This window comes from Candidatus Margulisiibacteriota bacterium (genome assembly GCA_028706105.1).
Taxonomy (GTDB): domain Bacteria; phylum Margulisbacteria; class Riflemargulisbacteria; order GWF2-35-9; family DYQY01; genus DYQY01.
The window spans coordinates 1-13,537 of record JAQWCF010000053.1; the positions used below are offsets into that span (position 1 = coordinate 1).

9 protein-coding genes and 2 tRNA genes are annotated in these 13,537 nt (G+C 33.9%); all 11 read left to right on the forward strand.

Going from position 1 to position 13,537, the window contains the following annotated elements; genetic code table 11:
• Positions 1-182 precede the first annotated feature (182 nt).
• A complete protein-coding gene (locus PHF25_06360) occupies positions 183-947 on the forward strand; it encodes an RNA methyltransferase (protein ID MDD4527642.1) in 765 nt (254 codons plus the stop codon).
• 2 nt (positions 948-949) lie between these two features.
• Positions 950-2,476: an NAD(P)/FAD-dependent oxidoreductase gene (locus PHF25_06365; GenBank protein ID MDD4527643.1), complete on the forward strand. Its 1,527-nt coding sequence runs from the start codon at positions 950-952 to the stop codon at positions 2,474-2,476.
• A gap of 48 nt (positions 2,477-2,524) precedes the next feature.
• Entirely contained in the window at positions 2,525-4,339 is a 1,815-nt protein-coding gene (locus PHF25_06370; GenBank protein MDD4527644.1) for a tetratricopeptide repeat protein, read from the forward strand.
• Entirely contained in the window at positions 4,339-5,049 is a 711-nt protein-coding gene (locus PHF25_06375; GenBank protein ID MDD4527645.1) for a glycosyltransferase family 2 protein, read from the forward strand. Before PHF25_06370 ends, PHF25_06375 begins: the two co-directional genes overlap by 1 nt.
• 68 nt (positions 5,050-5,117) lie before the next feature.
• Positions 5,118-5,194, forward strand: a tRNA-Arg gene (locus PHF25_06380).
• 138 nt (positions 5,195-5,332) lie between these two features.
• Positions 5,333-5,408, forward strand: a tRNA-Lys gene (locus tag PHF25_06385).
• Positions 5,409-5,429: 21 nt separating this feature from the next.
• Positions 5,430-7,400 carry a sodium/proton-translocating pyrophosphatase gene (locus PHF25_06390; protein MDD4527646.1) on the forward strand — a complete coding sequence of 657 codons (1,971 nt, stop codon included), beginning with the start codon at positions 5,430-5,432 and terminating at the stop codon, positions 7,398-7,400.
• A 15-nt stretch (positions 7,401-7,415) separates the two neighbouring features.
• Positions 7,416-8,165 (forward strand): triose-phosphate isomerase, encoded by a 750-nt coding sequence (tpiA, locus tag PHF25_06395; protein MDD4527647.1) that lies wholly within the window; start codon positions 7,416-7,418, stop codon positions 8,163-8,165.
• A 14-nt stretch (positions 8,166-8,179) separates the two neighbouring features.
• A complete protein-coding gene (locus tag PHF25_06400; GenBank protein MDD4527648.1) occupies positions 8,180-9,151 on the forward strand; it encodes a class II fructose-1,6-bisphosphate aldolase in 972 nt (323 codons plus the stop codon).
• 22 nt (positions 9,152-9,173) lie between these two features.
• Positions 9,174-10,853, forward strand: a complete 1,680-nt coding sequence (locus PHF25_06405) for a diphosphate--fructose-6-phosphate 1-phosphotransferase (GenBank protein ID MDD4527649.1) — start codon at positions 9,174-9,176, stop codon at positions 10,851-10,853.
• 146 nt (positions 10,854-10,999) lie between these two features.
• Positions 11,000-13,537: hypothetical protein (locus PHF25_06410; protein MDD4527650.1), on the forward strand; the 2,538-nt coding region annotated here is incomplete at its 3' end.

Consider the following 13,537-nt stretch of genomic DNA (forward strand, 5'->3'; position numbering starts at 1 on the left):
ATGCCCCATTTAACTCTTTTTATCTAGTCTCCTTTTTATTTCTATTATCTTTTTGAAATATTCCTTGCCCATGCTAAGCAGCTTTTTTACCCTTAAATCAGGGATACCATGTTTAGGTATACACACATTTTATATTAAGTGAAATGTCTAAAGGTAATCAAGATAGGTGATATAATACGTCTATGCAAAATATTATAACTAGTAAGTCTAATGAGAAGGTTAATTTTCTAAGCAGATTGTCTCAGAAAAAATATCGAGATAGGTTTGGAAAGTTTTTAATAGAAAACCTTGTAACTATCCATGATGCTTTTATCGATGGACTGAAGCCAGAATCAATATATATCAGCAAGGAACTCCTCAAGAGTAACGATGCAAGAGTTAACTTTATTGTAAAAGGCATGCCTAACTATTTTGTGATCGATGAAAATATTAATAAAGTGTTTTCCTCACTGGATACTCCTTCTGGAATATGTGCTGTTTACAAGAAAACTTCCTCAAAAATTGACATGAAAAAGTCCGTGTTATATTTAAACGGGATAAGTGATCCTGGAAATCTTGGAGCCATTCTTAGAAATGCAGTTGCTTTTGGTATTAAAAATGTTGTAGTGGATAGTCGCTGCGTGGATATATATAATCCTAAAACTCTTAATGCAGGCAAAGATGCAGTTTTTAAGTTGAACATCGAGGAAGATAAAAGTCTTATATTAATGAAAAGCATTAAAGAAAAGATGCCAATTATTTCAACAAATGTGAAACAAGGACAAAACTTAAAAGAGATTGAAGCGACAAAACTTTTTTGTTTAGTTTTGGGGAGCGAATCGCATGGTGTTAGCAGTGAAATTGAAAAGTTATCAGATAAGCTTGTAACCATCAAAATGACAACAGAGATGGAATCCTTAAATGTTGCAGTAGCTTCCGGAATACTTTTGTACGAGTTAGTAAATTAAATATGGGATATCAGCAAATTAGTTTTAATTTACCAACTGACTATACTAAGGAAGATTTGCGTCAGAAGATTGCCAAGAAGCTAAGATTAACTGAATTTACATATCATATTGAAAATAAAAGTTTAGATGCTCGTAATAAAAAAGATATTCATTGGCAAATTAAGGTAGAAGTGTTTGCGAAGTCAATTAAAGGTTTTTTGCCAAAACCACCAAAGCTAAAGATAACTTTTAAAAATAGAAAACAAAAAGTCCTTGTTGTCGGAAGTGGTCCAGCTGGATTTTTTTCTGCTTATGTTTTACAAAAGGCAGGCTTTCAAACAACAATTATTGAACAAGGCAAGGAAGTTATTGGAAGGGCTAAGGGGATAAAGAAGTTTGAAGCAACAGGGATATTTGATGTTACTGCAAATTATGCGTTTGGTGAGGGTGGAGCAGGAACTTTTTCTGATGGTAAATTAACTGCTAGGAGCAAACATGCTTCTTTAGAAAAACAGTTTGTCTTGGATAGCTATATTGAGGCTGGTGCGCCAGAAGAGATTACATATTTAGCGCATCCACATTTAGGTAGTGATAATCTTATTTCATTAGTAAAAAAGCTTCGTGAAATGTTTCAAGAAATTGGTGGAAAGATAGAGTTTGAAACTTCCTTAGTTGATATCGTTGTTAAAAAAGGTAAGGTTGTTGAAGCTAAAACAAGCATTGGTATTTTGGAGGCTGATTATTTTATTGTTGCTCCAGGACATTCCTCTTATTCTACCTATAGAATGTTGCTTAAAAGGGGAGTTAAGTTTAGTTCCAAAAATTTTGCAATTGGAGCAAGAGTTGAGCATCCACAAACACTTATAAATAAAGCTCAGTGGGGAAAAGAAAATTTGCCCGGTTTAACTTCGGCAGAATACAGATTAACCTACAATTCGCCCAACAGTTCCTCTGTTTATTCTTTTTGTATGTGTCCTGGTGGTGTGATTGTACCCTCAACTTCGATAGCAGGGAGTAGTACAGTTAACGGAATGAGTTTTTACAAGAGAAACGGTCAATTTGCCAACGCTGCTTGCGTGGTAGCATTGAATTTAAATAATTTATTACAAAAGGAAGTAAGTGCAATTGAATCCTTGGATTGGGTTGAGCAACTGGAGCAATCCTTTTATCAGGCAACAAATAGTTATAAAATCCCTACTTGTAGTATTTCTGATTTTATTACAGGTAAAGATGTTAGGCCATTAACTGTAACTAGCTATCCGCTTGGAGTTGTTGCTTCTCCACTTTGGGAAATGCTTCCAGCCACCATTAGTAGTTCGTTAAAAGAAGGGTTGATAGACTTTAGTAAAAAATTAAAAGGTTTTGAGGAAGGTCAGATTATGGGATTAGAAAGTAAAACATCAGCTCCAATACAAGCCTTACGTGATGAACAAATGAGCTGTGTAGGGTTTGATAATTTATATGTAGTTGGTGAAGGTAGCGGTTATAGCGGTGGGATTATTTCTAGTGCTGTTGATGGAATTAAAATTGCGATGAATCTTATCAAATAATTAATGAATTCTGGTTATTTTTAATTATTTTGGTATGATATTTAAGTAATGCTAAGAGTATTTAAAAGAAATGTCCTATTTATTTATTGTTTTATTGCGTTATTGCTAGCCAGTGTTTACGTTTATTCTGATGCTTATCAGTTTAAGTATGTTAATTATGATGATAATGAATATGTGTCAGAGAACTATGCAATTCAAAAGGGCATAACTACAGAAAGCCTCCAATGGTGTTTTACGGCTGTACATTCTAATAACTGGCATCCGGTTACTTGGATATCTCATATGATTGATTTTACTTTATTTGGTATAAATCCTGCTGCACATCATCTAGTTAGTGTAATTATTCATCTAGTAAACGTTATTCTGTTGTTTGTGCTTTTGTATTTATTAACCGGCGTTAAGTGGCCACCTTTGTTTGTGGCAGCTTTGTTTTCTTTACATCCAACCCATGTTGAGTCGGTAGCTTGGATTGCCGAACGAAAAGATGTGTTAAGTGCCTTCTTTATGTTTTTAACAATAATTTTTTATTATTTATATATTAAAGGAAATGGTTTTAAAAAATGGGGCAATTACCTTATTGCTCTCTTCTTTTTTGCTTTAGGTTTAATGTCTAAGCCAATGCTTGTTACCTTGCCTTTTGTCTTGCTGTTATTAGATTTTTGGCCCTTAGGAAGATTAAAAAAAGAGCTTTGGGTTTGGGTTGAAAAAATACCTTTTTTTGTATTAACAGTTATTTCTTCTTATTTAACTTTTTGGGCTCAGCAGAGCATGGGAGCCGTTCAATCTGTTAATCAATTCCCGATTTTCTTGAGAATACAGAATGCAACATTTGCAGTAATAAAGTACATCGGCAAATTTTTTTGGCCACATCCATTAGTTGTTTTTTATCCTTATAATCAGTATATTTCTATTTTTGCTTTTATTCTTTTTTTGTTAATTATTTTATTTCTCACCTTTATTTTTTTAAAACAGTATAAAACAAGAAAGTATTTGATTGTTGGTTGGTTGTGGTTTCTTGGAACCTTAGTTCCTGTTATTGGGATAGTCCAGGTGGGAACTCAGGCAATGGCAGATAGATATACGTATTTAACTTATATTGGTTTAACCATAATTCTTGCGTGGGGAATATATGAGTATCTGAAGAAGTTTAAAAATCACGAAATAATTTATGCAGTTATTGTTGTTTTTTTGATTTTTATCCAGGTGCCTCTGACAAAACTTCAAGCGTCTTATTGGGAAGGGCCGATTAAGCTGTTTGAACATCAGCTGAAGTATGAGATTGGGACTCCGCTTATTTTGAATAATTTAGGGCTCTCTTATAGCGAGATTGGTCAGACAGATAAGGCAATAACCTCCTATTATCAAGCGTTAGAAATCAACCCAACATACTTTAGCGTTCTTAATAATTTGGGGTCTGCATTATCTTCCAAGGGAGATATTAAAGGCTCTATTAAGTATTATTTGAAAGCTGTTGATTCTGACCCCAACAATCCACTTATTTATAGAATTTATAATAATTTAGGTATAGCAGCAATTTATGAGAATAGGCTAAATGATGCTGTTAGTTATTTTGAGAAAGCGATGAATTTAGAGCCCGGATATGACGCAACTTACAATAACATGGGCGTAGCAATGGAAAAACTGGGCAGGTTAGACGATGCTATTTTTTATTATAGGCAAGGTATCATTATTAATCCAAGATATTCTGGCTTGTATAACAATATTGGCTTAGCTTATGGTAAGAAGGGTGAAGTAGATAAGGCAATAGAATATTTTCAGAGAGCTATTCAAGCAGATCCGAATAATGGTACTGCTATAGACAATTTACGTTTAGCTAAACAGTATAAAGCAGAGGGGATGTAATGATCAAAACAGTTGTAGTTCTTCCAGCTTATAATGCTGAAAAAACCTTAAAAAAAGTTGTTGCTGAAATTCCTGAAAGTGACGATTTGCAAATTCTTTTAGTAGACGATGCAAGTGTAGATGGAACAGTGGCTTTGGCAAAGCAGCTAGGGATTAAGGTGTTTGAGCACGATAAAAACAAAGGATATGGTGGCAATCAAAAGACTTGTTATCGCAATGCGCTAGACTTTGATCCTAAATATGTTGTCATGCTTCATCCTGACTATCAGTATGATCCTAAGTTGATTCCAATAATGATAGAGATGTTGGAGATTAACCTTTGTGACGTCGTTCTTGGTTCTAGAATTAGGAGCAGGGAGGAGGCACTAAAAGGGGGGATGCCTTTTTATAAATACATATCAAACAGGTTTTTAACCTTGTTCCAAAATTTTTTTAGTGGTCAGAATTTGTCAGAATGGCACACGGGGATGAGAGCTTTTAAGTCAGAAGTTCTCAGAAAAGTTGATTATTCTGGGCAGTCTGATGATTTTGTGTTTGATACACAGATGCTTTTTAATTCACTTAGAGCAGGTTTTAAAATTGGAGAAATCCATGTTCCGGTGAGATACTTTCCTGAGGCTTCTTCTATAAATTTTATGAGAAGCTGTAAATATGGGTTATTGACCGTATGGGAAACATTGAAATATAGCTGGTTCAAGTTGTTCAAATAATTAATAAAAGATATACTTATATTGTATTAATGTTTTAAATTTTAATCTTTAGGCTTTTAGCTATTTATGCGCTCGTAGCTCAGCTGGATAGAGCAACGGACTTCGAATCCGTGTGTCGGGAGTTCAAGTCTCTCCGAGCGCGCCACACTACGCTTTTGTGAAGAAAAAAGAATTAAAGTAGTAAGTCATTTAAAGGTTGCAAAAGCCGGCTAGAATCAGCGTACTTGTTTATTGTTCAAGATAAATGTTTCTGGTATACTGAAGAGGCAAAATAAAAGGTCACGCACCGTTAGCTCAGCTGGTAGAGCATCTGACTCTTAATCAGGTGGCCGAAGGTTCAAATCCTTCACGGTGCACCAATTTTACAATAAGAGGGGTTCATGGAAGGTAAAGAATTTTTTACAAATATAATAAACCTTATAAGAGAGAATTTTTTATATCTATTAAGAAGATATTTTATTTTTAGTGTATTACTTTTAATTATTTTCATGGCTTTTTTTGTTACTTTGTCTGTGTTATTTGGTTCTTCAGTTGTTATATCTAACATAATAGCTTTTTTTATCGGTGGATTAGTTACAATATTTTGTGCCTATTTTGCTTTTCCAATTGCTTTTAAGTTTGTAGAAAGAAAAGAATTAAGTTTATTAGAAAACCCTCCAAAGCTTCTTGATCTTTATTATGCAGTTGGAATTATTTTTTCAATATTTTTAACAGTAATACCTTTGATATTTTTATTTTTGGTCTTTTATGTATATGGTGCAATGGCAACTTTATATTATCTGATGGGTATGGCAATTATTACTTTCTTCCTCCAAGTTTTTGGCGGTCTTTTTGCTAAAGGTGCTGATATTTCTGCAGAACTTTTAGCTAGGGAGGATAATGATGTTGGAGTTAATGACGTTAGAAACGTTTCTGCTTTGGCTGATAAAGTGGGGGATTTTTTAAATAGTGGCTTAGCTATCAATTTTAATTTAATTGAAGCTTTTATCGGAATGTTTGTAGCTGTGATTATTTATGTTGAAGCTTATTTTGTTACTGATGCTATTAATATGAAAGATGCCTTAGTATTAGTTTATTATCCTGTATTAATAGGCATTGGTAGTTTGATTATTACTTTTTTTGTTAGCTTTATGTTTTTGTTTTTAAAGAGGAAGCAGATTATTGCTACAAGCCTTAAACCTTTACATGCGACATATTTTTCTATGCTAATGATTGGTGTGTATATTTATTATGTAACTCTTGGTTACAATCTACCGTTGATTTGTACTAGTAATTTTTTGTGGTTTTCTAGCCAGTTAAGTCCTTTTATTTGTGTATTAATGGGTGTTATTTTTTCTTTAATAATTGGTCTTATTACTGATCTTTATACATCTGACGCACACAAACAAGTAAAAGATAACGCGTTTTTGTCACAATACAGCTCAGTACTTTCCATTTTTAACTCAATTTCCGTGGGGATGCGGACTACATATATTCCAATTATTATTGCTTCAGTTTTTGTTTTTATTGCGTTTAGGATTTGTGACTATTATGGAATAATTTTAGTGGGAATTGGTTTTGCTTCTATGTTGCCCTTGATGGTTGCCTCCTCCTTTGCTGCACCTTTTTTAGATACTTTAAATGGTGTAGCTAATATGGAAAAGAACGAAGGTAAATTATTAAGAGAAATCCAGAGTATGAATTCTGTTAGTAATACTTTGTCTGCAGTTGGAAAACATGCCTCATCATATGCTGTTTTGTTTATGGCTTTTTCTTTCTTCTTATCTTTTGTTCAAATTTCTGGAATTAACTATAACAGCATTCCTTTGTTTCATCCGGTGATAATGCTTTCATTATTTTTAGGCGGTGTTTTTCCTTATATTTTTGTTTCTGTTTTGATGCGAGCACTTTCTTATACTATAACTGCAATGTTTGATGAGGCAAAGATTCAACTTCAAGAGATACCATATTTAAAGCAAGGAAAAACAACTCCTGATTTAAGAAGGTTTATTAAGATTCATGGTACAAATATTTTGAAGGATTTAATTTTCCCCTGCATCATCATTTTCTTTTTACCTTTTCTTATTGGTAGATTTTTGAGTGTGGAAGTTTTAGCTGCTTTTTTTGTTGGATGTATCATGGTTTCGACTTTTTTATCTATTAGTTATACAAACTCAGGTGTTTTGTTAGATAATGCCAAAAATTATATTGAAAAAGGGTTTTTAGGTGGCAAGGATACAGTTAGATATGCTAATGCTACTGAAGCTGATTTATACGGTGATTGCATGAAGGATGTGCTAGGGCCATCTATTAATGCGTTTTTAAAGGTTGTTATTTTGATAACAATTATTTTTGTGCCGATAATAATTTAAGAAGGGAGTTTGAATATGGGAAAAATGATAATCGCGGGAAACTGGAAAATGAATAAAGATCTTGATGAGGCTGTACAACTAGTCGAGAAGCTTAAAAAGGGATTTAAGAATAAAAATAAGGTAGAGGTAGTAATCTGCCCATCCTTTACTAATCTTTCTTCTGTTAACGAAATAGTTAAAGATTCAGACATAATGCTGGGAGCACAGAATATGTACACTGAGGAAAAAGGTGCATACACTGGTGAAATTAGTGCTTCAATGCTGAAGAGTGTTGGCTGTAAATATGTTATAGTTGGTCACTCAGAAAGAAGACAGTACTTTAATGAAACTAATAGTTTTTTAAATAAAAAGGTGAAAGTGGCACTAGAAAATAACTTAATACCAATTTATTGTGTTGGAGAAACTTTAGAACAAAGGGAGTCTGGCAAAGTTGAAAAAGTAATCAAAGAGCAAATTGAAGACGGACTAAAAGGTGTTTCCTTAGAAGATCTAAAAAAAGTAGTTGTTGCTTATGAGCCTGTTTGGGCTATTGGTACAGGCAAGACTGCTACTCCACAACAAGCAAATGATGTGCATTTTTTTATTCGTAAGCTTCTAAAAGCAATGGCTAATGAAGCTGTTGCAGATTATATTTCAATTCTTTACGGTGGTAGTGTTACTCCAGAAAGCTGTAGGGAGTTAATGTCTAAGTCAGATATTGATGGTGCATTGGTAGGTGGAGCTAGCTTAAAAGCCGATAGCTTTGCAGAAATAATTAATTATTAATAAGGAGATTTAATATGACAATAAGTTACAAAGAATTAGGTTTAGTTAATAGTAAGGAAATGTTTGCTAAGGCAGTAAAAGGTGGATACGCTATTCCTGCATACAACTTTAATAATATGGAGCAGATGCAAGCTATTATTCAGGCTTGTGTAGAAACAAACTCTCCTGTTATATTACAGGTATCTTCAGGTGCAAGAAAATATGCTAATCAGACTTTATTAAGATATATGGCTCAAGGCGCAGTTGAGTATTCTAAAGAGTTAGGAGGAAATATTCCTATTGTTTTACATTTAGACCACGGTGCTGACTTTCAGATTTGTAAGGATTGTATCGACACTGGATTTTCTTCAGTTATGATTGATGGCTCACATCATTCTTTTGAAGAAAACATTAAGCTAACTAAGCAAGTTGTTGAGTATGCACATTCTAGAGATCATTATGTAACTGTTGAGGGTGAGTTGGGTGTGTTAGCTGGCGTTGAAGATGATGTTGTAGCTGCTGAACATGTATATACCCAGCCAGAAGAAGTTGAAGAATTCGTTTCAAAAACAGGTGTAGATAGTTTAGCTATTGCAGTTGGCACTTCCCATGGTGCTTTTAAATTTAAGCCAGGTCAAGATCCAAAAATCAGATTAGATATTCTAGAACAAATCGAAAAAAAGATTCCTGGATTTCCAATTGTGTTGCATGGTTCTTCTTCTGTTCCTCAAGAGTTAGTTGCTATTATTAATGCAAACGGTGGGAAAATGGCTGATGCTATTGGTATTCCTGAAGAGCAGTTAAGGTTAGCTGCTAAGTCATCAGTTTGTAAGATTAACATTGATTCAGATGGAAGATTAGCGATGACTGCTGCTATTAGAAAAGTTTTTAATGATAGCCCAGGTGAGTTTGATCCAAGAAAATATCTTGGTCCAGCTAGGGAGGCATTAAAAGAATTATATAAGTTAAAAAATATTAACGTTTTAGGTAGTGCTGGAAAAGCATAAGTATTTTAGGAGGTAATTGATAGTGGTTAAAGATTTATTAATGATTACGGAGTGTCACAATTCTTTGTTTGAACAAGAAATAAGGAATAGAGAGATTCCTGTTTGTAAGGTTTTTTTTCAAGATGGGGTTTTGTCTCCAATTAGTTTTGAAGAGGAAGGTACGGAATTATATAACAAAGACACACTTAAGGTTAATGAGGTTTTTAAAAATTCTGTAGCAGCCTCTGGCAATAAAGTTTTAAAGGCCAAGGGGCCTAATCCTTCGCCAAAATCTGGGTTAAATGTTGCTGTGTTGTTTTCTGGTGGTCCAGCTGCAGGAGGACATAATGTGGTTGTTGGGCTTAAGAAAATTCTTGGGAACAGTAATACATTGTATGGAATTAAAGCAGGACCAAAGGGGCTTTTGAAGGGAGATCTTTTTGAAGTCACAGAAAAAGATATCGCAAGCATTATTAATACAGGTGGTTTTGGTTTTTTGGGAAGCGATAGAACAAAGATTAAGACAGATGAACAATTTGAAATGGTGAAAAGCACTTGCAAAAAGTATGCTTTAAATGCAATCGTCGTAATTGGTGGAGACGACTCTAACACGAATGCAGCTCTTTTGGCTGAATATCTATATGATATGGGCGTGCAAGTGATTGGTTGTCCAAAAACAATCGATGGCGACCTTCAAGTTGGAGACTTGTTGCCTATTTCTTTTGGGTTTGATACAGCTACTAAAATTTATGCTGAATTAGTTGGTAATATTTTGCAAGATACTCCATCTTCCAGAAAATATTGGCATTTTATAAAGTTAATGGGTAGAAGTGCCTCTCACGTTGCGCTAGAAGTAGCTCTTCAGACAAAGCCTGCTGTCTGCCTTATTTCAGAAGAAATAGAAGCAAAAAACATGTCTTTGGACGATATTATCAATAGTATTGCTAAGGTTGTTGTGACAAGGTCAAAAAAAGGCATTAATTATGGTGTTGTTTTAATTCCAGAAGGTATTATTGAGTTTATTCCTGAAATGAAGACATTAGTTGCAGAGTTAAACGAAAAGATAGCAGAGTTTTCTGAGATATTAGCAAATAAGAATAGGGAAGAAAAAAGAGACTTTATTTATCAAAAGCTTTCAGCAACTAATACAAAGTTAATGGCATCCTTACCTGACTATATTGAAGATATGCTTTTAACAGAAAGAGATTCTCATGGAAATCTACAAGTTTCTCTTATCCCTACAGAAAGACTTATTATTGAAATGGTTCATCGTAGAGTAAAAGAAATGGATTTTGACGTTCCTTTTCACCAACAGCAACATTTTTTTGGGTACGAAGGAAGATGTGGAGCTCCTACCTTATTTGATGCTACATATACTTATAATCTTGGATTAACAGCTGGTTCATTGATTTTAGCTGGGAAAACAGGCTACATTGCCTCTGTGACTTCCTTTGATACGGGTATGACCGTTTTAGGTATTCCCTTAACAGGCCTTTTGAATGTAGAAAGAAGACATTGCAATGATGAGATGGTTATTGAGAAAGCTTTAGTTAAACTAGATTCTCCTGCTTTTCAGTTTTTTGAATCTAGGAGAGAAGACTGGGCAACTCAGAATTTGTTTAATTCTCCAGGTCCGATGCAGTTATGGGGTCCATCAGCAAAGCAAATGCCAATGACTGTAGCTTTAAATAGAGGATATAAAACATTAAATTTTGACTATTAAGGCTCATTGTTTTTTTTTAAACAGTTTGCGAAAGATTATAACGAGGAATTCTTACATAAAGAATTCCTCGTTTGCCTTGTGCTTCCTTATGTTTAATATTAAAATTTAAAGATACTCATGGATAAAAATAAGCAAGGTAAATTTATATGAAGAAAAAATTTTTATTTTTAATATTAAGTGTATATTTGCTTTTTATTGTTTCTGTTCCCTTAGTTTTTTTCTTTTTTTATGGGCCGACGCAGGATTACCGTTGCTCTGTAGCCTTTGATACAAAAAATAAGTCGTTCTTTGTTATAGGTGATAGTTTTGTTTTGGAAAAGGTTTCATTAAATGACCAAGATGTTTCATGGCAAAAAAAAGATGATGTGTATCGATCCACTAATTTTAATTACTCAACAAATAAAACATATAGATTGTTTGTAAAGGATAAACAAGATAATTATCTTGATATAAGCTTTAGATTCCCGCAAGCTTCAATTTTGGATCAACAAATTTTCGATTTTTCTTGTAAAGCTTCTGTTGTAAACCCAAAGTTAACTATAAATAAGAATAATTTAAGTTTTTTTGATGGTGCCTTAGATACTGATTATGTTTTTTCTGAGAAAAATGGGGACATAATAAATATAAAAAATATTGTCGTTGATGTTCAATATCAGACAGAATCCTCTAGAATTTCTTATGGAAAGTTTTTTTCTAGCCTTTTTAGCGAGACTGTTAGATACTCGAAAATAGCTTGGCATTTCTTTGTAGAATTTAATAAATATATTTTTAAAATATCCTCAGCATTATTTAATTTTACAAAGGAGCTTAGTAAACCGATCATCAGGGGCATGGCTAAGGGAGGTTCTGCATCTTTTAACGTCGTGTATGCTAATGATAATTCTTTGTGGAATGGTGTAGTCAGAATTGGGGAGGCGTCAGTCCAAAGGGGAGCTACGGTTTCTGAGCATTTCTTGAAACTATTTAAAAATAATTATTTATTTGTATTCGTTAGTGATATTGGCGGGAATAGCAGTGACTTCGTTGGTTCTATAAATAGCAATACAACTGATGTCTTTAGAGGTGTAAATAAGTTTTTTCAAAAAACGATTATTAGTGAAAGAGTTGAGAAGAAAAAACAAAAAGATGTTGTTATTCAAGATCAGTTAACTTCTAAAATTTATACAGTTGCGACAGAATTAAATAACGTTGAGTTCCTTTGTGTTAATGGCTTAGGGCAGCCATTAGTTAATGAGAGAGTTAAGGTTAGCTTTAAATCCAAAATTAAGAGCAATGCTTCTTTATTGTCACCGATGACTGTTTATACGGACAACTCTGGTGTGATAAAGTTAAGTTTACGATTTGGTTTTAAGGTAAGTGAGCACGAGCTTAAACTTAAAGTCAAGAATAAGAAGTTTGTTTACAACTTTAAAACTGAGCCAGATGTGCCGTTTTTAATTAAAGATATTACTAATCGTCCTATGATTTTTCAAAAAGCTGGTAAGTTAGTGAAAAATGCCTTTATTTTAAAAGTTTATGACCAGTATAACAATGTTGTTTCAGGTGCAAAAGCCAACTTGTTGGAACAGGATATTGAAGAACAAAACGAGGCATTTGTGTTCGCAGAAGCTAAAACAGACCAAAAGGGTAGAGTCGCCTTTGATTATAGGATGAATGATAATTCCGGCAGAGTTCTGATAATTGCCAAAGTATTAGAGATGTCTGGCAGATTTGTTTATACAGTTCAGAGTGAGTCTACTAAGCCAGTAGAAATTGTTGCTATTGGACAGGAAGAGATAGAGGCTATTATTGGCATTCCAATCAAGGCCCCTTTTAAAGTAAAAGTTTTGGACGATAATGGAAACCCTTGTCCTCATATTCCTGTTGATTTTTCTTTTCAAACAAGCACTTTTGAAGAACTTGAAACAAAAAGAGTAAGAACTGACAAAAATGGCATTGCTGAGGTCTCCTTTAGAACTCCTGCTGTAGTGGGGTATTTTCAGGTTGTTGCGGTCTCGCCAAAGGTCCCTGATTATGAGGCAGCCTTTGTCGTTTTAGTAATGCCTGGTGACGCAGCAAAAATGGCTATTGTAACAGGTGATAAGCAAGTAGTAGAGTGGGGCAAAACCTCTGAACCTTTAGTAGTTATAGTCTTAGACGACAAAGGTAACCCTATCCCTAATGCTGAAGTAAAATGGAACAGTCAAAGGAATGTTTCTTTTGTGGACTTCGACGAAATTACTGATATTGATGGTTTTGCACGAGCTGTTGTGAGTTTAGGTGAGACGGATGGTAAAGAAAATAATGTGTTGGTTCAAGTAGGGAAGGTAAAAGAGTATTTTAAGTTATTTCCTAAACAACCAAGCTTTTACAAGTTAGATTTAGTTAGTAAGCCGGTTGTTAATGTGTTTACTGGGCAAATGTTGGCCGATCCAATTGAGTTCGTTCTAAGAGACCAATATGGACACATATTGGGTGAAGAGAAAATTAATATTGAATATATCGTTTATAAAAGAGGCGTTCAGTACCTTCAGAATTACACGTTAGTGACTGATAAAGAAGGTTATGTCAGTTTTAATTTTGTTGCCAGCGACCAGAAAGATGTCATAAATCTCAAAGGTAAATATTTTGTTGACGACAAACCTAGGATAACTTGGGTTAAAATTAATGTTATTCCTGAGGAAATTTCTAATATTGTTGTCCCT